Consider the following 20,367-nt stretch of genomic DNA (forward strand, 5'->3'; position numbering starts at 1 on the left):
GTCGCATGGGACACGCCGTGGTGTCCCCGCATGAAGTGCTCTCTGAACGCGCCGATCCCGTGAATCCGGAAAGGTCTTGGTATGCCGGAAGCTATTGACATTCAGGTGCTACACGAACTCGACCAGGTGGCCGAGAAGGAACTCAACCGGCATCTGTCGATAGCCAAGGAGTGGTTCCCGCACGAGTACGTGCCGTGGGGCCAGGGCCGGGACTTCGCCTTCCTGGGCGGCGAGGACTGGGTCCCCGAGGACTCCAAGGTCTCGCCGGAGTCCCGCGAGGCGCTGCTGGTCAACCTCCTGACCGAGGACAACCTGCCCGGCTACCACGCCGCCATCGCCCGCATCATGGGCACCGAGGGCGCCTGGGGCCAGTGGGTGCACCGCTGGACCGCCGAGGAGAACCGGCACGGCATCGTCATCCGCGACTTCCTGACCGTCACCCGGGCCATCGACCCGGTGCTGCTGGAGCGGGCCCGGATGCAGCACATGGAGATCGGCTACGCGCCCGACCACGGCGACAAGGTCCTGCACGGCCTGGCCTACGTCTCCTTCCAGGAGCTGGCGACCCGGGTGTCGCACCGCAACACCGGCAAGGCCTCCGGCGACGAGCTGTGCGAGCAGATGATGCAGCGCGTGGCGGCCGACGAGAACCTGCACATGATCTTCTACCGGAACCTCATCGGCGCGGCTTTCGAGGCCTTCCCGAACGAGGCCGTGAAGGCGATCACCGACGTGGTCAAGGGCTTCCAGATGCCCGGCTACACGATCGACGGCTTCCTGCGCAAGTCCGTGGCCATCGCCAACGCCGGCATCTACGACCTGCGCCTGCACCACGACGACGTGCTCATGCCGGTGCTGCGCAAGTGGGGCGTCTTCGAACTCGAGGGCCTGAGCGACGAGGGTGAGAAGGCCCGGCTCGAGCTGGCGGAGTTCCTGGAGAACCTGGACGCCGCCGCGACCAAGTTCGAGGAGCGCCGCGAGGCCCGCCGCGCCCGGATCGCCGCCCGCGCCTGAGGCCGGCAGGGAATCTCATTCCCGGCAAATCCGGATAATTTCCGCCAGAACGAAACCAATGGCCCCGGTTCCCGCGTCTTAACGGCGACAGGACCGGGGCCGTGGTCTTGCCACGCCCCCCACACGGTTCGGGGGTAGGGTTGGCGGCGACGAAATATCAGGATTGGGGTAGCGCCACGTCCGGGGAGAGCATTGGCCCGTACCGGCTCGCCGAGGTGCTCGGCGAGGGCGGCATGGGCGTCGTGCGCCGCGGCATCGACCCGACGGGCCGGGCGGTCGCGGTCAAACTGCTGCGCGGCGGGACGGGCGACGCCACCGCCCTGCGGAGGCTGGCCCGCGAGGTCGACACCATGCGCCGGGTTCGCAGCCCCTTCGTCGCCCAGATCGTCGACGCCGACGTCACCGCCGACCCGCCCTACATCGTCACCCAGTACGTTCCCGGGCCCACCCTGGAGAAGCTGGTCACCGACGGGGGCCCGCTGGGCGGCACCGCGCTCAAGCGGCTGGCCGAGGGCCTGGCCGAGGCGCTCGCGGCGATCCACGCGGCCGGCATCGTGCACCGCGACCTCAAGCCGGGCAACGTCATGTTCGGCGAGAACGGCGACCCCGTCCTCATCGACTTCGGCATCGCCCAGTCGGTGGACGCCACCCGGCTGACCTCGGCCGGCATGGTCATCGGCACCCCCGGCTACCTGTCGCCGGAGATCCTCAACGGCGACGACTACCGCGCCCCCGCCGACGTCCACGCCTGGGCGGGCACGCTCATCTACGCGGCCACCGGACGGCCCCCGTTCGGGGGCGGCACCTTCGAGCAGATCTTCTCCAAGATCCTCCAGGGCCAGCCGGACCTGACCGGGGTGCCCGCGCCGCTGCTGCCCGTCCTGCGGGCGGCGATGGCGCAGCATCCGGTGGAGAGGCCCACCGCCAAGGACCTCGCCCACCTGTGCGGGCGGCTCGATTTCGAGATGACGATGATCGACCACGGCACGCTCGCCGACGAGCCGGCGCCGCACCGCTCCTTCCAGCCCGCGCCGCCCCGCGACGTGCGGGAGATGCCGAGGGCGCAGGGGGGATCGGGCCAGGCGCCGCGGCCCTCGACGCCCGGCGTGTCCCGGCCGCTGCCGCAACCGAGCGACTTCATGGGGATGCTCCCCCCGGTGGCCCCGCCTCCGGATCCGTACCAGGAGCTGTACCAGCCGAGGCAGGGCACCCAGCCGCACTCGACGGTGAACGATCCGCCCTACGCGCCCGACCGCCACTCGCCCTACGGGCCGTCGCGGAGCGGAGCCCTGTACGCGGGCGCGCCTTCCGACGCACCGACGGCGCACGATGACCGGCGGCCGGCGGCCGGACCGCTGCCCTGGTCTCAGCCGCACCGGCCGCAGGACGTCCAGCGGGGGCCGCAGGGCGAGGAGGCCACGCGTCCCGACCGGGAGGAGCAGCGCAAGCCCTACGGCCTGTACAAGGTGCTCAGCCTGCTGCTGCTGGCCGCCGCGCTCGGGCTCACCTGGGCGGCCCCGGTCACCGGGCTGTGCGTCGTGATCATCACGGTGCTCGTGCTGCGGGCGGGGGACAAGGCGGCCCGGGGCCTGGAGTCCCGCCGGACCCGGCGGGGCGAGCGGCCGAGCGATCTGGCGGCGACGCTGCTGCGCTCTCCGCTGCAGCTGCCGGGCGCGCTGATGACCACCGCGATGGTCACCCCGATCGGCCTGGGCGCGGGCCTGGTGCTGGCGCTCGCACTGGTCGCCGGCGGCCGTCCCGCCGCCGAGTCGCTGACGTTCGGCGCGCTGCTGGCCGTCGTCCTCCAGCTCTTCGGGCCGGGGGGCACCGCGCCCCGGCGGCAGGCGGCCCGGATCTGGAGCGCCCTGCTGCCGCGTCAGGAGGCCGCGATGATCGCGGTACTGTGCCTGGGCGCGGGTGTCGCGGTTCTTCTGCTCCTCGTGCTCGACCAGCAGCCCGACCTCAGGCCGCTGGACGGGTTCGCGGGCTGGCTCGACGACGCGCGCAGTACGGTCAAGGGGTGGATCAACCGCTTCGCGGGGTGATCCGCGTCACGCCGGGTATCGAAACAGCCTGTCTGCGAGCACCCGTGGTTTAAGACTGTGCTACTGATGAGTAACATTCAGGTACGGCTTGACCCGGACCCGGATCGGAACACCATTCGGGTGTTTGGCAGGCTATAGCCAGCATCAGCCCGAGAGATGAATGCAGGGAGGTCGGCCAGCGGCCATGAACATCGTCGTATGCGTGAAGCAGGTTCCCGACACGGAGAGCCCGCGTAAGTTGAAGTCCGATGACAACACCCTCGACCGCGCTGCGGCGGACGGCGTCATCAACGAGCTCGACGAGTACGCCATCGAAGAGGCGCTGCTCATCAAGGAGGCGCACGGCGGTGAGGTGACCGTCCTGACCATGGGTCCGGACAAGGCCACCGAGTCGATCCGCAAGGCCCTGGCCATGGGCGCGGACAAGGCCGTCCACCTGGTCGACGACGCCCTCGTCGGCTCGGACGCGCTGCAGACCTCCTACGCGCTGCAGCAGCTCATCACCCGCGCCGGCGCCGACCTGGTGATCCTCGGCTCGGAGTCCACCGACGCCCGCACCGGCGTGCTCGCCGCGATGCTGTCGGAGCGCCTGGGCTGGCCGCAGGTCACCCTGGCCAACAAGGTCGAGATCGACGGCACCGCGATCACCGCGCAGCGCCAGACCGACACCGGCTTCGACAAGGTCGAGGCCTCGCTGCCGGCCGTCGTCTCCGTGGTCGAGAAGATCAACGAGCCGCGTTACCCGTCCTTCAAGGGCATCATGGCGGCCAAGAAGAAGCCGGTCGAGTCCCTGTCCATCGCGGACGCCGGGATCGAGGCCGACAAGGTCGGCGGCGCCAACGCCTACTCGGCCGTGGTCGACCACGCCGACGCCCCGGCGCGCGCCAAGGGCCAGATCGTCACCGACGAGGGTGACGGCGGCGTGAAGATCGCCGACTTCCTCGCCAGCAAGAAGTTCGTGTAAGGGGGATAGGGACATGGCAGAGATTCTCGTCCTCATCGACCACGCCGAAGGCGAGGTCAAGAAGGTCTCGTTCGAGCTGCTGACCCTGGCGCGGAGCCTCGGCGAGGCCGCCGCCGTCTGGATCGGCCCGGGCTACGAGGCCGCCGCCGACAAGATCGCCGAGTACGGTCCGGCCAAGGTCTACGTGGCCGCCGACTCCGAGCTCACCGACTACGTGGTGGCTCCCAAGGTCGAGGTGCTCCAGCAGCTCGCCGCCGGCGCCGGCGCCGTCCTGGTCGCCGCCACCGGCGAGGGCAAGGAGATCGCGGGCCGCCTGGCGGTGCGCCTGGACTCCGGCGTGCTGACCGACGTCGTGGGCGTGACCCCCGAGCTGGTCGCCAAGCACTCCGTCTTCGGCGGCTCGGTCATCGCGCACGCCAAGGTCGTCAAGGGCACCCCGGTCATCGCGGTCCGCCCGAACGCGATCGCGCTGGAGGCCGCTCCCGGCTCTCCGGCCGTCGAGCAGGTCTCGGTGGCGCTGTCCGACGCCGCCAAGGCCGCGAAGATCACCGACCGCGTGGTGCAGGAGAAGGGCGAGCGCCCCGACCTCACCGAGGCCTCGATCGTCGTCTCCGGCGGCCGCGGTGTCGGCGGAGCGGAGAACTTCAAGGTCATCGAGGGCCTGGCCGACACCCTGGGTGCGGCCGTCGGCGCCTCCCGCGCCGCGACCGACGCCGGCTGGTACCCGCACCAGTTCCAGGTCGGCCAGACCGGTAAGACGGTCTCCCCGCAGCTGTACGTCGCCGCCGGCATCTCCGGCGCGATCCAGCACCGGGCCGGCATGCAGACCTCGAAGACCATCGTGGCCATCAACAAGGACCCCGAGGCCCCGATCTTCGAGCTCGTCGACTTCGGCGTCGTGGGCGACCTCTTCCAGGTCGTCCCGCAGCTGACCGAGGAGATCACCAAGCGCAAGTGACGCTTGCCGATCCGTCCGGACGCCCCCGAGCCTCTGTGCTCGGGGGCGTCCGCCGTCGCGGGGTCAGGCGGCGACAGGCTCGTGCTCGGCGGAGCGCCGCGGGACGGCGGCGAGGTCGGTGGTCTCACGGAGGGGGAGGAACCGGACGGAGATCGCGATGGCGGCGGACAGGACGACCACCAGCGACAGGCCGACGCGGATCGTGGAGGCCTCGGCCGCGGCGCTGATGAGGACCGGGCCGAGCAGCAGCCCGCCGTAACCCATCGCGCCGACCTGGGCGACGGAAGCGGCCGAACGGCCCGGAGCCGCGGTGCCGGCCAGCGAGAGCAGCGTCGGGACGATCGTGCAGACCGCCAGGCCGGTGAGGAAGAAGCCGGCCAGCGCCACCGGGAGGCCGGGGGCCAGCAGCACCACCGCCATGCCCGCGGCGGTGCCCGCGCCCGCCCAGGTGAGGAGCGCGCGGGTGCCCAGCAGGACGCGCAGGCGGTCGCCGAAGATCCGGCCGCAGAGCATCGCGGCCTCGAACAAGGGGTAGCCCAGGGCGGCGAGGGCCTCGACGGCGCCCAGATCGTCGTGCAGGAACAGGCCGCTCCAGTCGGCGATCGAACCCTCGATCATGAACGCCAGGAACGTCAGGGCGCCCAGCAGGTGGACGAGGAGCGGCAGGCGCGTCCTGCGGGCCTCGGGGGCCGCGCGGAGGACCGGGGGGTCGGGCAGGTAGGCGCGGCCCAGCAGCACCGTCAGCGGCAGCGCGACCAGGCCCGCGGCCAGCACCGAGGAGGTGAAGGACCAGCCGAGGGCGGCGGTTCCCGACCCCAGCAGCCCGCCGGCCATCGCGCCCACGCACCAGCCCGCGTGCATCCCGCTCATCAGCGGTCTGCGGTGGGCCAGCTCGACCACCGAGGCCTGGGCGTTCATCGCGACGTCCGTCACGCCGAAGGCCATGCCGAACAGGGCGACGCCCGCCAGCAGGAGCGCGTGGGACGGGGCGAGGGCGACCAGCACGACCGAGACCGCGGTCAGCGGGGCGGCGACCCGCAGGGCGGCGCGGCTCCCGAACCGGGAGATGACCCCGCGCAGGCCCTGCATGGCGACGACCGCCGCGATGCCCCACACCAGCAGGACGACGCCGACGCCGCCCGCGTCCAGGGCGAACCGCTCCTTCAGCGCGGGCATCCGCACGACCCACACCCCGGACATCAGACCGGCCACGGCGAAGGTCAGGAACGTGCCCAGACGGGCGCGGAACAGCATGGTGGATCACTCCTTGCGCAAGGGGGAGAACGCCTGGACAGGCGAGTCCGCCGGTGGTGAGAGAGGGGAGGGAAGAGGGGGAAGAGGTCAACCGAGGAGGTCGAGCAGCCGTCGCCGCAGCGCGGTGTACTGCTCGGGCGAGAAGCGCCCGGAGCCGTGGGCGACGACCTCCCACAGGCCTTCGGCGGCCAGGCGGACGACCGTCGCGGTCACCGGATCGGCGTCCTCGGCCTCGTCCCGGTGGTGCCAGCGGTCCATCGCCTCGCGCAGCGGGGCGGCCAGCTCGGGCGTGGTGGTCGCGGCGGTGATCGCCGCCCAGCGACGCCCGGTGCGCTCGCCCTCGGGAGCGGCGACGATCGCGAAGGTGGCCTCGACGAAGGCACGGGTGAACGAACCCTCGTCGTACTGCTCGACGAGGGCGTCGAACTCGGCGATCACCCGCGAGACCAGAGCTGTGACCAGGGCTTCCTTGGTGGGGAAGTGGTACAGCAGCCCGCCCTTGCTGACCCCGGCGCGCTCGGCCACGGCGGTCAGCGTCAACGCCTGGGTGCCGTGCTCCAGCAGCACGGCCTCGGCGGCGTCGAGAAGGGCTTCACGTTTCATGGTCCTCTTTACTGTACCGTCCAGCCGGTACAGTGACAAACGGGCCTCTGGGACAGCGAGTAGAATGGATCGACTCTGGAGGAGGGAGCGCCGTGCCGTATCTCGACCATGCGGCGACGACGCCGATGCTCCCTGAGGCGATCGCCGCGATGACCGAGCAACTCGGACGGGTCGGCAACGCCTCGTCGCTGCACGCCCCCGGCCGCCACGCCCGCCGGGTGGTCGAGGAGTCCCGCGAGATCATCGCCGCGGCGTTCGGAGCCCGCCCGTCCGAGGTGATCTTCACCAGCGGCGGCACCGAGGCCGACAACCTCGCCGTCAAGGGCCTGTACTGGCGGGGCAGGGACGCGGGCCGCAACCGCGTCGTCGCCGGCGCCGTCGAACACCACGCCGTGCTGGACGCCGTGCACTGGCTGGCCGAGCACGAGGGCGCCGACGTGGTGCTGCTGCCGCCCGACCGGCACGGACGCATCTCGCCCGAGGCCCTCGCCGAGGCGGTCACCGACGACACCGCCCTGGTCACCGTGATGTGGGCCAACAACGAGGTCGGCACGATCCAGCCGGTCGCGGAACTCGCCGAGGTCGCCCGCTCCCGCGGCGTCCCCTTCCACTCGGACGCGGTGCAGGCCGCGGGCGTCCTGGACGTGCGCCTCGACGGCGACCCCGCCCCCGACGCCCTGACGATCAGCGCCCACAAGCTGGGCGGCCCCCTGGGCGTGGGAGCCCTCCTGCTGGCCAGGGGTGTCGACCCCACCCCCGTCCTGCACGGCGGCGGTCAGGAGCGCGACGTGCGCTCCGGCACCCTCGACACCCCCGCCATCGCCGGATTCGCCGCCGCCGTGGAGACGGCCTCGGCGCGCCGCGAGGAGACCGCCCGCCGCCTGACGGCCCTGCGCGACGACCTGATCGCCCGCGTCCGCGCCGCCGTCCCCGACGCCGTCCTCAACGGCGACCCGGCCGACCGCCTCCCCGGCAACGCCCACTTCTCCTTCCCCGGCTGCGAGGGCGACGCCCTCCTCATGCTCCTCGACGCCCAGGGCATAGCCTGCTCGACCGGCTCGGCCTGCTCCGCGGGCGTGGCCCAGCCCAGCCACGTCCTCCTGGCCATGGGCCTGACCTCCGAGCAGGCCCGCGGCAGCCTCCGCTTCTCCCTGGGCCACACCTCCACCCCCGAGGACCTCACCCCCCTCATCCAGGCCCTCCCCCCGGCCGTGGAACGCGCCCGCCGCGCCGGCCTCACCTAAAACAATTCACCTCACTTTCGCGATTGACGCATGTTTTCGCCGAGCTTACAATCGGCTGACAGCGTCGAGTCATCCATGGTATTAGGCGTGCCCGCGGCGGGGGTTTTGGATGGCGCTATATAAGGAGAGCGGATGGTCTCCACGTACGATCTCATAGTGATCGGCGGGGGTATTATTGGATGCTCTATAGCTGAGTCGTTGCGCGGAGAACTATCTAGGATAAAACTGCTGGATCCGCACGTCGGCCTCGAGCTGGGCGCATCATCGGCCGCTCTTGGGGGCATCAACCCGCAACTCGGCAATGACTGCCTGGGGCCGCTCGGAAATATGGCTCAGCGAAGTCGAGACATATTCCCCGACTGGATCCGAGGTCTTGCGGACAAGGCCGGCCAAGAAATAACCATCCTTTCCAGCGGGCTCATTCAGGTAGCGGCTGACGAAGCGGAAATGGCACGCCTGGTCAAGGAGGTGCTGCCCGTGCTGCGCGACCGGGAGATAGAGGCGCACGTCCTGGACGGACCCCGGGCCCGCGCACACGAACCCCTGCTGGGCCCGGAGGTCGCCGGGGGACTGCTGATCCCGCAGGATCTGGCGGTGGAGCCCCGACGGATCATGTCCGCCCTGCACCGGGTGCTGGACCGGGACCCGCACGTTGAACTGCAGGCCGCCACCGCCGTCGAGGTCGCCTCGACGGCGACGGGCGCCACGGTGACCCTCGACGACGGCAGCGTGCTGCGGACGGAGCGGATCGTGGTGGCGGCGGGACACCTCAGCCACACCCTGCTCGACCTGCCGGAAGGCGCCCTGTTCCCGGTGAAGGGCCAGGCCATGGAGTTCGCCCCGGGGGTCTTCGGCCGAGGGCTGTCGGTCACCTGCGACGCGCTCATTCAGACTCCCGACGGTCCCGAGGTCGCCTTCGCGCTGCCCCGTCCGGACGGCCGGATCGCCATCGGCTCCACCTTCGAGGAACGGGTCGGGGACACCGAGCCGACCAAGGAGGGAAAGTCGTCGCTGCTGCGGTGGCTCGCCCGGATCTTCCCGGGGATCGACCGCCTGCCCGTGCGGCGGCACTGGGCGGGGATCCGCCCCGGCAGCGGGGACGGAGCCCCCGTGCTCGGCCACGTGGACGAGCACGAGCGGATCCTCGCGGCCACCGGCCACTACGGCGGCGGCATCACGCTGGCCCCGTACACCGCGAGACTGGCCGCCAAACTGCTCACCGGCGCCTCTCCCGGAGCGGAGGAGTCTCTCGACCTCAAGCTCTGTGACCCGGGGCGGTTCCGTCACGCTCGCTTCGGGAGTCGATCTCCCGGGCCGCAGCCCACAGCACATTGAAGTTGCGGATCCGCTCCCTGATCTGCTCCTCCTGGAGCACCAGGCGAGTGTGGACGATGGTCGGCTGCTCGTCCTCGGAGAGCCGGGAGGCGGGCGTCATCTCGTAGCTGATCTCCCCGTCGAAGACGATGAAGTCGAGCATGGCGCTGCGCCGGATGCCCGCGACCACGGCGGCGGCGGGCTCGAGCATCTTGACCTGGATGCCGGCCTCTTTCTGCAACCGGTACATCTCCAGGAAATGAGGGTCCTCGGCCAGTTCGGTGCGGTCGATGATGAACACCCGCCGGATCCGGATCCCCCGGTCCACGCACTCCTTCTGGAGGTCCAGGTAGCGCTGGCCCGGATCGGTCCGCCAGAAGCCCCCGTCGAAGCCGGTGGCGCCGGCGTCGACCGTGCTCAGGCTGGTGGCGTCCAGGGTGTGCTGCACGTTCTGGGTCAGGGTCAGCAGCCAGTCCTGGTCCTCGCCCGGATAGGACACGGTGTCCCCGTCGCGGAGCCCCTTGAGGAACCCCGACATGCGGTTGATCTCGCCTTCGGCGAACTTGTGGATGATCGGGGAGGAGGTCCGCCTGATCTCGGCGGCGTACCGGACGAACTGGAGGATCAGTTCGGAGCGCAGCGCGGACGCCTCCACCAGGCTGAACAGTTCGGTGGCCTCGTTGACCTGGGAGAACTTCCGCTGCACCAGGGCGTCCAGATGGCCGTGGTGCTCGACCTGGCGGGCGTCCATGGCCCTGACCTGTTCGTCGAACTCCATGATGAACTGCACGACCAGCACGACGCCGCCGATGAAGATCGCGATGATCAGCTCCCAGAGGAGCCCGTCCTCCTGATCCTTGGAGGTGGCCAGCGCGGTGAACAGAAAAGCGATCCCACCGCTGAACACGGCGACCAGAATTTTAAGGAGAATCCGCGGGAGCTCGAAACGGTGCTGATCGCGGGAGGGGTGACTCATGCTTTTCAGTCCCGTTTTCCAGGGAACCCAACATGGTCAGTAGTGTTCCCAAGGCCAGTTGGTCGCGTATCCGATTTACAGACATTTCCCACTGTTGCTTGAATCCGAGACGCTTGTCAAGGCTGTCCCAGAATGGCATAAATTCCTCGGGAACCCGGGCCCCCGGCCACCAGAGATGAAGGAGGTGGTCGACGGTGGGACGGATCCGGTTCGTCACACGGGTCCAGTCGTCCTGGCCGAAACCGGCCCGGTCGATCAGGGTGAGCAGGGTGCTGAGCAGCCAGTCGTGGAGCGCGAGGTCCTCGCAGAAATCCAGGACGGTGCCGAGCGAGGCCGTGTTCGCGGCCAACCTCAGCGTACGCAGTTCATCGTTCACGATGACGAATGTGAGACGGCCGGATTCGGCCGCTCCCTCGGAAGGAGGCGTTTCAAAAGCCCAGTGCAGCGTGGTCCGGGGAGCGGCGAACGGACGTTTTCCATCGAGTAGCCGAGAGGCCTGAACCAGGTCCATCGCCCGATCGGCGATGATTGTGGTTTCGATCCCCCGGAATCCTCGATCATCCGCGGTGAATCCGTCGGCGATATCTTGGAAATTGGGCTTTCCGATGGCCTCGACCACTCCGGGACGCGCCAGGTAATGGGACCAGGGCTGCCGGTAGGAGCGTTCGGCCCGCACGACGGTCGTGTGCGCGGAGGACTGCAGGATCCGGCCCCCGGTGATCGTCGCCCGGGAGGCCAGCGTCCCGACGCCTCGAACACGCGAGCCGTTGCGCGACGGAAGAGGGCAGTCGACCCCCGTCAGCAGTTCCGGAGAGACCGCATAAGCCCGGGGACGTGCCGACCACGCCACGTGTTCACTGGGAACCAGCCTCAGCAGCCGGATCGCGAGCTCCCGGGAGACGGCCGAGGAATGCCGCAGCAGCCCGGTCCGGACGGTGCCGACGGTCAGCCGCGGGGGCTCAGAGTGCGTCCGAGAAGACATGAGAGATCCTCGTCACGAGTTCGGGGGGCAACTCGATCTTCTCCTCCCGGGCACGGCGCTCGGTGAGCTCGCGTACCGCCGGATCGAGCGAGATCTGGCTGAGGATCACCCGGACCGCGGCCTCGGTCGGTAGGAAGCGCGTGTCCAGGAAGGTGTAGGTGCGGAAGGCACAGAACGGTTGTGCCCGCGGATTGACCTTGACCACGGGGGGAAGGTCGGACCAATCACGAGGGTAGGGCCTGCCCTCGTCCCACGGTTCGGGAGTCACCAGCGGGCTGCCCTGGTCGCGCAGCACCCCCAGCCGCAGCAGCTGCCAGACGGCGGCCAGATAGGCGCAGGACCAGACCCGTTTCCCCGTGTGCTCGTGCCACAGCTCGACGTCCACATAGATGGAGTGCATCCTGGCGCCGTTCTCCCGGGGAGGACTCCAGGGCCGCAGTCCGGTCATCGCCTCGTTGATGTCGCTGTGGTGCTCCCGCTCCCCGTTGGACAGCCAGCCGGTCTCCAGGGTCGGCGGCCGGGAGCCGTCGGTGCCGGGCGGCGGGTCGCTCACCAGCCGTCCGAGCGCGATCTCGGCGGGGGAGATCGCACCGGTGTGCGCGCAGCCGGACTCCCGGGCGACGTAGTCGACGGTGACGCCCGCCTCGGCCGCGGCCGCGAGCAGTTCGGGGATCAGCTCGGCGGGCTCGCGCAACTGGCTGAAGTAGTCGTCGATCAGGAAGCAGGTGCTGATCCTCGGCCGGCCGCCCCACCGGGCCGAGGCCCGTTCCCGGAGCTCCTCGAAGAGCGGCCGGACGCGTCCGAAGTGCTCGGTGAGCACCCCGGGCCCCCGGCCGAAGTCCTCCATGTACAGATGGCCGAGTTCCACCGACAGGTGGGACAGCGGGACCGAGGCGATCCGGGGCCGGGCGGTGACCACCTCGAAGTCGGTATCGGGAACCTTCACAGTCTGGCCCACGCCTTCTCGCCGAGGACCGCTTCGGCCAGTTCCTCGAAGGCGTCGACCGTCTGCTGGTTGGCGATGCCGTTCCAGACGTCCTCGTCGGAGATCAGCTGCTCCCGCCACTGCAGGACCGGATCGAGAGGCACCGTCGCGATCGCCATGCTGCGGCCGAGGCCGGCCAGCCTGGCCCGCTCCTTGAGGTCCTCGTTGATCCGGCGCAGCCAGGTCTCCTGGGTGGAGCGCAGCGCCGCGACACCGGGCCCGGACGGGTCGACGAACGCGGTGCGCACGAAACGGATCCGGTCCAGGAGTTCGTCGCGGTCGTGCCCGCGCTCGGCTCCGGCCGCCAGTAGCCCGCGCCTGCCGTAGACCAGGCTCGCGGCCGAGCTGACATGCTGGCGCGTCCAGCGGTGGTAGACCAGCCAGCGCACCCCCATCTCCTTGATCTGGGGCAGGGCGGTGGCGGTGAGCACCATCTCGGCCGCGTGGGACCGGCCCGCGCTGAGGTCCATCAGCACCAGGTCGAACTCCTCCTGCAGCCGGATGAGCAGCTTCACGCAGCGCTCGACCACCTCGGCGTTCATGGAGAACTCGCCGCCGCTCAGGTCGCCGGGCAGCAGGACCAGCCGGCCGGCTCCGGGCGGGCGCGACAACTGCCCGGACCTCTCTGACTCGGTCCAGACGTCCACCCGGTGCGGTTCGGCCCGCACTCCCTGGAGGTAGGAGTGCAGCCCCCCGTCCGCGGTGCCGTGCGTGACGTTCTCCACGTTGAAGATCGCGCCTGAGGTGGGGGAGCCGAAGTCGAAGTCCAGGTAGCAGACGTCACTGCCGCGCAGCGCCCGCCGGTAGGCCACGTTGCAGGTGGTGACGGAACGGCCGGTGCCGCCCTTGTCGGAGGTGGCGATGATCAGCACGTCAGACGACCCCCCGGTCGGCGACGGTGTGCCGGTCCGCGTCCTTGCGCGCGAGTTCCTGCTGGTCCAGGAAGCGCAGCACCTCCATGGCGATCGACACGGAGGTGCCAGGACGGTCGGAGAGCACCTCGCGGGCCCGGATCAGGCTCCTGCGCGCCCTCTCCAGCTCCGACCGGAGCCCCCCGCCCTCCGCGGCGAGCCCTTTGAGCACCTCGTAGTCGTACAGGCGGTCGGCCTCGTTGAGCAGGTCGCGGGCGTGCTCGAACAGCCGCGGACTCTGCAGGGTCGAAGAGGAGACCAGCTCGGTCGCCACCACCATGCACTCGATGACGCGCTCGGTGAGGTACCAGGACGGCAGATGGCCGTTCTCGTCGGGCTCCAGCTGGGGATAGACGTTCCTGGGCTGGTCCCACAGTCCCTGGCTCGGACCGGAGTTGATCTGCCGGAGCATCAGGTGGTCCCACACCTGGTCGCTGAGCGAGATGAGCTTGTCCTGCAGACTGACGTTGCGGGCGAGGTCGGCCAGCCGGAGGGCACGCTTGAGCAGCAGGGCGGAGTAGTCGTAGACCTGCCAGAGCAGCGGGGGGCCGCCGGCCTCGTCGGCGCCGATCAGGCCGATCCTGGTGCCGGGGGAGTGGAAGCGCACCCCCCAGTCGCCGGAGGTGGCGCGGCGGGTGATCCGGCCGCGCTGGGCGAGCTCCTCCAGGACGGCGCTGAGCCGCCGGATCCGGTCGTCAGGGGCCTGGGAGCTCTCCAGCTCCTGGACGACCATCGAGGTGATCAGGAGGCTGTAGTAGTCCGACTCCTTGCTGTCGGTGGTCCTCCAGGGGATGTCCTCCAGCGGCCAGCGGCGGTCGCCGAAGGTCGCGATGGCGGACCAGTAGTTCTGGGTGAGCTGCCAGCGCAGGCGCAGCGCCTGCGCGAGCCGTTGCTGCTCCTCGTCCAGCAGGCGCAGCACGACGGTGCGGGGCGAGAAGAGGTCGGCGATGCCGTCCAGGGCGTTCACCGTGAAGTACAGGAAGGGCGCGTCCTGGGCGTACCCCTCGGGCTGGCGGCCGACGTCCGCCGGGGTGTCGATCGGCGGGGCGTCCTTCACCACCCCCCAGCTCCAGCCCACCTCGAAGAGCAGCCGGGTGTTCTCCAGCTTTCCGGTCTGCCCCGAGCCGATGGTGAAGTCCCGGACGGAGGCGCGGACCTCGCGCAGGGCGTACTGGAGGTCGTCGGTCACCTGCGTCACGGAGCCGCCCGCCTGGTTGACGCTGCGCAGCAGGTTCCGGCCCTGCGGAGAGTCCGGAGGGAACGCGTTGACCGTGAAGCTGCGCAGCAGGCCCACCATCGCCGCGGTGAGCCGTTTGCTGGCCTGCTGCTCCAGCGATTCCAGCCGGACGATCCGGCCGGGGTCGCGGACCACGCCGCGGAAGGTCCGCAGGAAGCCGATGGTGTAGAGCATCAGCGAGACGGACATGGAGAAGGAGTCCACCACGTCGAGCGTCAGCTGGGCCGAGGTGGGGTCCTTGCCCTCCTCCGCGCTGTGGAAGTAGCTGCCGCCGCCGAACAGCGGTGTCCCGTCCTCGGTGGTGTAGGTCTCCAGGTACTCGGCGACGAGGTCGACGATCATCTGGGGGATGACCTCGCTGCCCAGCCCGGCCAGGGAGAGCGCCACGTCCTCGGAGGTCTCGTCCGGCAGGTCGACCTTGAAGTAGGGCAGGACCGAGGCCGGATACATGATGCAGAGCAGTTGTTCGGCGTCGCTGATGGAGTTGGGCTGCACCCTGCCGCCCCACGACCACTTCCCGTCCTGCATCGCCGACCGTACGAGTGCTGTCCAGATGTCGATGATCTGCTGGCGCGGCTGAATCTTCATTCGTCAGGTCTCTGTTTCGGTGTCGTCCTGTCGTTTCCGGCCACAGGCCAGGATCATTCCGGTGTATCCGTGACGCAGGGGGTGGGCCCCGACGCTCTCGAAGGCGAACCGGAGATCGTCCTCGACGAGGCCTTTCAGACAGTCCCGAATGTCGTTGTCGGTGATGGCGACCGCGGGGAAGAGGCGCCCGTCGACCTTGTACCCCTGGGAGTTCTCCATGAAGCCGGCCGCGAACGGAGCTCCTGGAACGAGGCTGCCGATGAAACGGCGCAGTCCCTCGCGGAACTCCTCCACATCTGCGGAGATGGATTCCGCGACGAAGAACATCGTGCCTATTTCCCATTTGTTACGGGGAAGGTCGAAGATACTGCCCGGCTCGACCACCGCCCGCTCGGCGAGGGCGCCCACCGGATCGCCCACCTCGGGATAGCGCTCTTTCACGGCCAGTTCCCGCCAGAAGGGCTCCCAGACCGGGGTGTAGCCGCGGATCTCCCGCTCCAGCCACCTCCGGTTGGCCTCGGAGCGCTCGATGAGCGTGATCTCCCGGCAGAAGGGGAGCATGGCCAGCGCGGGATAGAGATTGGTGCCGGAGCCCACGTCGACGCCCCGGAGCGCGTTCCGTCCGCCCAGTTGTTCGAGAAAGAAATCGCCGATGGTCGAAACGAAACGGATATCGTCTTTCCTGGCCTCGGCATAATTGTGCTTGAGGTAGGATTCCGGGTTGAACTCGTCCCAGTCGAAGTTCGAGTTCCTGCCCAGGCCGGGTTGTGTCATGGACGGATCGTAACCCATCACGAGGAGCCGTGCGGCGTTATCGGACGCGTCCAAAAAGGCGGTTTCGGGTGTCTCAAGTCCATATCGACATCGACCTGGCTTCTCTTGGCGTGGGCACCGTTCCCGTATCGGTCATTCTCACATAACTTAGACGCAACGGAAAGTGCGCCGGATGCCTCGGGTTCGGCTCTCCGCGGCGGTACGCCGCTCGCCGCGGCTCCGGGAAGCGGTCATGCAATCCTGTGCCACTCCGAAATTCGGGAGTTCGGCGACAGGTGATGTGTTAACTCGACAAATAAGGCGTTTTTCCCCCGAAAAACCAAGGAAACGTCAGTGTCGGTAGGGGGCCAGGGCCTGCCAGGCGGGGTCGGGGCGGGAGTCGACCTTGGCGCGGCCCTCGGGCCAGGAGGCGGCGAACTGGTCGAGTTCGGAGATGACGCCCGAGTCGGGGTCGGCGTAGAGGTGGAAGACGCGGCGGCCGTCGCCGGTCTCGCGGAGGGCGAGGACGGCGCCGGGGAGGGACGCCAGGTGCTGCTCGGCCCGGCGGAGGGCCGAGGCGGAGGAGCCGACCGGCAGGAGGTCGGGGTTGCTGTGGGCGTAGGGGAGGGTGACGGCCACGTGGACCTCGCACAGCGGGTGGTCCTGGCGGTGCAGCGGGAAGCGGACCGCGATCTGGGCGGGGTGGCCTCGGGGGGTGCGGCCCTCGCCCGTGAGCCACGCCCCCTCCTTAAAAGGTTCGGCTATCTGCTCCACGACCGAGGCGAGCAGCGCGGGGGGCAGGGAGTCGATGGGCGGCTCGACCGCGATGGAGACCTTGCCGATCCAGCGGGCCACGTCGTCCTCGCCCAGGGCCCAGTCCAGCACCCGGAAGGCGACCTGGAGCCGGGTCTCCTCGTCCACGAAGAGGAAGTCGGGGTGGTAGGCCGAGATGTCCACGCGGGCACGGGCCTGGTCGACCCGCATGCCGAGCTTGACGTAGGAGAGGTCGAACTCGTGGTCGCCGAGCGCGAGCGTGCCGGTGAGGCGCTCGGGGTCGGCCTGGCGGGCGGCGTGGAACGTCCACGGGTCGCGCTTGGGGCGCTTCTTGCGCCAGCGCTCGGCCACGCCGCGCGGCTCGGCCAGGCCGCCGCCGGTGAGCGTGAGGCGGCGCCGCTGCGCGTCGAGCTCCCACGTCAGCTCCGGGTGAATGGCCCGGACCAGCTCGTCGAGCCGGTCGCGCGCCTCGGCGGGGACCGCCTCGCCGGCGTTCCCCTCGATGTCGTCGCGCAGCCGGGGCCACTGCTCCCAGAACACGCCGATGGCCGCGGACGCAGACGCGCCACCGCGCGATCGCTTGAAGATGCCCATATCGCCGACCATGCTACGGCCTTCACGCGGCCCCGGGGGGAGACGTCGCCGGATATCCTGGCGAGACCATGACTCTTCGCGTGCTTGCCGCCATGTCGGGCGGCGTCGACTCGGCGGTGGCCGCCGCCCGGGTGGCCGAGGCGGGCCACGACGTCACCGGGGTGCACATGGCCCTGTCCAGCAACCCGCAGTCCTACCGGACGGGCGCGCGGGGCTGCTGCACCGTCGAGGACTCCCGGGACGCGCGCCGGGCCGCCGATGTGATCGGCATCCCCTTCTACGTGTGGGACATGGCCGAGAGGTTCGACCACGACGTGGTGGCCGACTTCGTGGCCGAGTACGCGGCGGGTCGCACGCCCAACCCGTGCCTGCGCTGCAACGAGAAGATCAAGTTCGCCGCGCTGCTGGACCGGGCGCTGGCGCTGGGCTTCGACGCGGTCTGCACCGGCCACTACGCCCGGGTCTCCGACGGGGTGCTGCGGCGCGGCGTGGACGAGGGCAAGGACCAGTCGTACGTGCTGGCGGTGTGCACCCGCGAGCAGCTGCGGCACGCGATCTTCCCGCTGGGAGACACCACCAAGGCCGACATCCGGCGGGAGGCCGAGCGGCGCGGCCTCCAGGTCGCCGACAAGCCCGACAGCCACGACATCTGCTTCATCGCCGACGGCGACACCCGGGCGTTCCTGGCGGGGCGGCTCGGCGCGGAGAAGGGCCCGATCGTCGACGAGAACGGCGAGGTCGTCGGGGAGCACGAGGGCGCGTACGGGTTCACCGTGGGCCAGCGCAAGGGGCTGCGGATCGGCACTCCCGCCCCGGACGGCAAGCCGCGGTACGTGCTGGACATCTCCCCGGTCACCAACACCGTGCGGGTCGGGCCGCGCGAGGCGCTGAACGTCGACGAGATCGTCGCGGAGGGTCTGATCGGCCTGGACGGCGGGCTGCCGGGGCGCTGCCAGGTGCAGTTGCGGGCCCACGGGGCCGTCCACGACTGCGAGCCGGTGATCGAGGACGGCAGGCTGCGGCTGCGGCTGCTGACCCCCGCCCAGGGCGTGGCCCCGGGCCAGGCGGCGGTGCTCTACGACGGCGAGACCGTCCTGGGGTCGGCGACGATCTCCTCCGCGGCCCTGGTGGGCTGAGCCCGCAGGGCGGCCGGGCCGGCGCCCGGCGCGGACTGCGCCTTGAACGCGGCGATGGCCAGCAGGGCCAGCAGGGTGAGGGCGTTCGCCACGGTGATCGCCGCGTCGTGCCGTACCAGGCCGTAGGCGAGCCACATGCCCACGCCGCACATCAGCAGGCCCAGATAGACCCAGGAGAAGTCGTCCGTGGACCGGGTCCGCCAGGTCCGCAGCAACTGCGGCAGCCAGCAGCCGGTGGTGAGCGCGCCCGCGACCAGACCGAGGATGGTCATCACTCCCGTGGAACCCCTTCATGCCTTGGCGGGACCGTTCCACGAGAGTAACCCGCGTCACACTCTCTTGTCTGGAGAAAACTCGATATCACCAGGAAAACACTAAGAAGCCGGGCGATCTCCGGGGCCGGTGGGAGGACCGCTCCAGGGCGAGGGCGTGACGATGGCGTCCTCCCCCTGCGCCAAGGCGGCCTCCAGCACGGGCAGCAGCCGGTCCGGCAGCCCCTCCCGGGACAGCTCCCCGGCGGACTGGACTCCCACGGTGACGAGCAGGTGCTTGGAGACGGCCAGCATGGTGGCCGTGGAGGGATCGAAGAGGGCTCCTTCGCCCACTCCGATGAGAAGCGACCTCTCGCCCTCGGCGACCCCGTGGACCTGCCACATGTCCAGGCCCGTCTTCGGGTCGTACCGGCGCTGGTAGGACACGACGAGCGCCACGGGCTTCTTCTTCGCGAGGCCCTGGAAGCGCGCGCCGTATGTGTCCTTCTGCACGTCGATGGCGCACCTGGAAGGAGAGGCGCCCAGCGCCTTCTCGACGACCTCCACAGGGATCTTCCGGCACACGTCGGGCCGGGGCAGCTCACGAAGGGAAAGAGAACCTGGAGGGGAGTACCCGCCGCAGGCCGCCGTCAGGACGAGGCAGGCCGCGATCACCGGGCGTGCGCGCATGGCGCGCAGAATAGGGCACCGTCGGAGCCCGGCAGAATGGGGTTGTGAGTTTTCCCTGGCCTGAGGCGAGCGCGACGGGTGTGGGGTCGTATCCGGGAACGGATACGGCCGAGATCGCCGAGATCGTGCTCGGAGAACTGCCCCTGCCCCATCTACCCGAACTGCCCGGCCGAGGGCCGGGCGCCGACATGGTCGGCCGCGGCGCGGCGTTCCTGGTGGAACTGCCGGTGCACCTGCAGCCGTCCGGCTGGCGCTTCGCCGACCGGCCCGGCGTGGACCTGCGGCGCGCCCACGACTATCTGAAGTGGGACCTGGACCTGCTGGAGGAGAGGGCCCCCGAGGGGCCGGTCAAGCTCCAGGTCTGCGGCCCCTGGACGCTGGCCGCCTCGATCGAGCTGCCGGCGGGAGAGCGGGCGCTGCGCGACGCCGGGGCCGTCCGCGACCTCATCGAGTCGCTGGCGGAGGGCGTCCGAGGGCATGTGGCCGAGGTGCGGCGGAGGCTGCCGCAGGCGGAGATCCTGCTGCAGCTGGACGAGCCCTCGCTGCCGGCCGTCCTGGCGGGGCGGGTTCCGACGGCCAGCGGATTCCGCACCCTGCGCTCGGTGGCCGCGCCGGTCGTCCAGGAGGGGCTGCGCAAGGTCCTGGAGGCCGCGGACGCCTTCCCGATCGTGCACTGCTGCGCCCGGGACGTCCCGTTCCAGGTGCTCCTGGGGGCGGGGGCGCGGGGCCTGTCGGTGGAGCCGTCGGCGATCGGTGCCAAGGGCGACGAGGTCATCGGCGAGGCCATCGAGGACGGCGTGGCGTTCTTCTTCGGGGTCGTCCCCGGGACGGACTCCCCGCTGCCGGAGCCCGCGCGGTCCGTCCGGCCGGTCCGGGAGCTGTGGCGGCGGCTGGGCATCCGCCCTGACTCCCTGGCGCGGCAGGTCGTGGTCACCCCCGCCTGCGGGCTGGCGGGGGCTTCGCCACGGTATGTCCGGCAGGCTCTCGCGCACTGCGTCAAGGCCGCCGGAACGCTGGCCGACACCCCTGAGTGAGGGCCTCAAAGTGTCAGTGCCGGGCGGGAAGATGGAGGGAACAGCCGACCGCGGCTAAGC

The 20,367-nt window shown here is 70.2% G+C and carries 19 protein-coding genes; 8 read left to right on the plus strand and 11 right to left on the minus strand.

Annotated features, from left to right (window positions below):
• Positions 1–81: 81 nt before the first annotated feature.
• The 4 genes from ABGB12_RS05595 (at position 82) to ABGB12_RS05610 (ending at position 4,981) form a co-directional block, all read left to right on the plus strand.
• Positions 82–1,014, plus strand: coding sequence for an acyl-ACP desaturase (locus ABGB12_RS05595; RefSeq protein ID WP_347675177.1), 933 nt, complete (start codon positions 82–84; stop codon positions 1,012–1,014).
• 140 nt (positions 1,015–1,154) lie between these two features.
• Positions 1,155–3,059 carry a protein kinase gene (locus ABGB12_RS05600; protein ID WP_347675178.1) on the plus strand — a complete coding sequence of 635 codons (1,905 nt, stop codon included), beginning with the start codon at positions 1,155–1,157 and terminating at the stop codon, positions 3,057–3,059.
• A 184-nt stretch (positions 3,060–3,243) separates the two neighbouring features.
• Positions 3,244–4,023: an electron transfer flavoprotein subunit beta/FixA family protein gene (locus tag ABGB12_RS05605; RefSeq protein ID WP_347675179.1), complete on the plus strand. Its 780-nt coding sequence runs from the start codon at positions 3,244–3,246 to the stop codon at positions 4,021–4,023.
• A gap of 13 nt (positions 4,024–4,036) precedes the next feature.
• Complete coding sequence (locus tag ABGB12_RS05610) at positions 4,037–4,981, plus strand: electron transfer flavoprotein subunit alpha/FixB family protein (RefSeq protein ID WP_347675180.1); 945 nt, start codon at positions 4,037–4,039, stop codon at positions 4,979–4,981.
• Positions 4,982–5,044: 63 nt separating this feature from the next.
• Here the strand turns inward: ABGB12_RS05610 and ABGB12_RS05615 are convergent, their stop codons facing one another.
• Both ABGB12_RS05615 and ABGB12_RS05620 read right to left on the minus strand, forming a co-directional pair.
• Positions 5,045–6,235, minus strand: a complete 1,191-nt coding sequence (locus ABGB12_RS05615) for an MFS transporter (protein ID WP_347675181.1) — start codon at positions 6,233–6,235, stop codon at positions 5,045–5,047.
• 87 nt (positions 6,236–6,322) lie between these two features.
• Positions 6,323–6,838 (minus strand): TetR/AcrR family transcriptional regulator, encoded by a 516-nt coding sequence (locus ABGB12_RS05620; protein WP_347675182.1) that lies wholly within the window; start codon positions 6,836–6,838, stop codon positions 6,323–6,325.
• Between the two features lie 92 nt (positions 6,839–6,930).
• Here ABGB12_RS05620 and ABGB12_RS05625 point away from each other — a divergent pair, with 92 nt between their 5' ends.
• Positions 6,931–8,082 (plus strand): cysteine desulfurase family protein, encoded by a 1,152-nt coding sequence (locus tag ABGB12_RS05625; RefSeq protein ID WP_347675183.1) that lies wholly within the window; start codon positions 6,931–6,933, stop codon positions 8,080–8,082.
• 132 nt (positions 8,083–8,214) lie between these two features.
• Complete coding sequence (locus ABGB12_RS05630) at positions 8,215–9,417, plus strand: FAD-dependent oxidoreductase (RefSeq protein WP_347675184.1); 1,203 nt, start codon at positions 8,215–8,217, stop codon at positions 9,415–9,417.
• Here ABGB12_RS05630 and ABGB12_RS05635 read toward each other — a convergent pair.
• The 7 genes from ABGB12_RS05635 to ABGB12_RS05665 all read right to left on the minus strand — a co-directional run bounded on the left by ABGB12_RS05635 (position 9,338) and on the right by ABGB12_RS05665 (position 17,196).
• Positions 9,338–10,303: a hypothetical protein gene (locus tag ABGB12_RS05635; protein ID WP_347675185.1), complete on the minus strand. Its 966-nt coding sequence runs from the start codon at positions 10,301–10,303 to the stop codon at positions 9,338–9,340. The two genes, ABGB12_RS05630 and ABGB12_RS05635, sit on opposite strands and share 80 nt — an antisense overlap.
• Before the next feature lie 13 nt (positions 10,304–10,316).
• Positions 10,317–11,354: an SCO2521 family protein gene (locus ABGB12_RS05640; RefSeq protein ID WP_347675186.1), complete on the minus strand. Its 1,038-nt coding sequence runs from the start codon at positions 11,352–11,354 to the stop codon at positions 10,317–10,319.
• Complete coding sequence (locus ABGB12_RS05645) at positions 11,332–12,300, minus strand: SCO2522 family protein (RefSeq protein WP_347675187.1); 969 nt, start codon at positions 12,298–12,300, stop codon at positions 11,332–11,334. Before ABGB12_RS05645 ends, ABGB12_RS05640 begins: the two co-directional genes overlap by 23 nt.
• On the minus strand, positions 12,297–13,211 hold the full coding sequence (locus ABGB12_RS05650; RefSeq protein ID WP_347675188.1) for an SCO2523 family variant P-loop protein: 915 nt from the start codon (positions 13,209–13,211) through the stop codon (positions 12,297–12,299). The genes ABGB12_RS05645 and ABGB12_RS05650 overlap by 4 nt, the downstream gene beginning before the upstream one ends.
• 1 nt (position 13,212) lies before the next feature.
• Positions 13,213–15,075 carry an SCO2524 family protein gene (locus ABGB12_RS05655; RefSeq protein ID WP_347675189.1) on the minus strand — a complete coding sequence of 621 codons (1,863 nt, stop codon included), beginning with the start codon at positions 15,073–15,075 and terminating at the stop codon, positions 13,213–13,215.
• Positions 15,076–15,078: 3 nt separating this feature from the next.
• Positions 15,079–15,849 (minus strand): SCO2525 family SAM-dependent methyltransferase, encoded by a 771-nt coding sequence (locus ABGB12_RS05660; RefSeq protein WP_347675190.1) that lies wholly within the window; start codon positions 15,847–15,849, stop codon positions 15,079–15,081.
• A gap of 330 nt (positions 15,850–16,179) precedes the next feature.
• Positions 16,180–17,196 (minus strand): DUF695 domain-containing protein, encoded by a 1,017-nt coding sequence (locus ABGB12_RS05665; RefSeq protein ID WP_347675191.1) that lies wholly within the window; start codon positions 17,194–17,196, stop codon positions 16,180–16,182.
• A gap of 68 nt (positions 17,197–17,264) precedes the next feature.
• On the opposite strand from ABGB12_RS05665, the gene mnmA reads away from it, so the two are divergent.
• Entirely contained in the window at positions 17,265–18,332 is a 1,068-nt protein-coding gene (gene mnmA, locus ABGB12_RS05670) for a tRNA 2-thiouridine(34) synthase MnmA (RefSeq protein WP_347675192.1), read from the plus strand.
• Here the strand turns inward: mnmA and ABGB12_RS05675 are convergent.
• Positions 18,272–18,604 (minus strand): SemiSWEET transporter, encoded by a 333-nt coding sequence (locus ABGB12_RS05675; RefSeq protein WP_347675193.1) that lies wholly within the window; start codon positions 18,602–18,604, stop codon positions 18,272–18,274. The two genes, mnmA and ABGB12_RS05675, sit on opposite strands and share 61 nt — an antisense overlap.
• Positions 18,605–18,706: 102 nt before the next feature.
• Positions 18,707–19,273 carry a hypothetical protein gene (locus ABGB12_RS05680; protein ID WP_347675194.1) on the minus strand — a complete coding sequence of 189 codons (567 nt, stop codon included), beginning with the start codon at positions 19,271–19,273 and terminating at the stop codon, positions 18,707–18,709.
• A 44-nt stretch (positions 19,274–19,317) separates the two neighbouring features.
• Here ABGB12_RS05680 and ABGB12_RS05685 point away from each other — a divergent pair, with 44 nt between their 5' ends.
• Positions 19,318–20,307, plus strand: a complete 990-nt coding sequence (locus ABGB12_RS05685) for a methionine synthase (protein WP_347675195.1) — start codon at positions 19,318–19,320, stop codon at positions 20,305–20,307.
• Positions 20,308–20,367 lie beyond the last annotated feature (60 nt).

The sequence above is a fragment of the Actinocorallia sp. B10E7 genome (assembly GCF_039871655.1).
Classification (GTDB): Bacteria; Actinomycetota; Actinomycetes; order Streptosporangiales; family Streptosporangiaceae; genus Actinocorallia.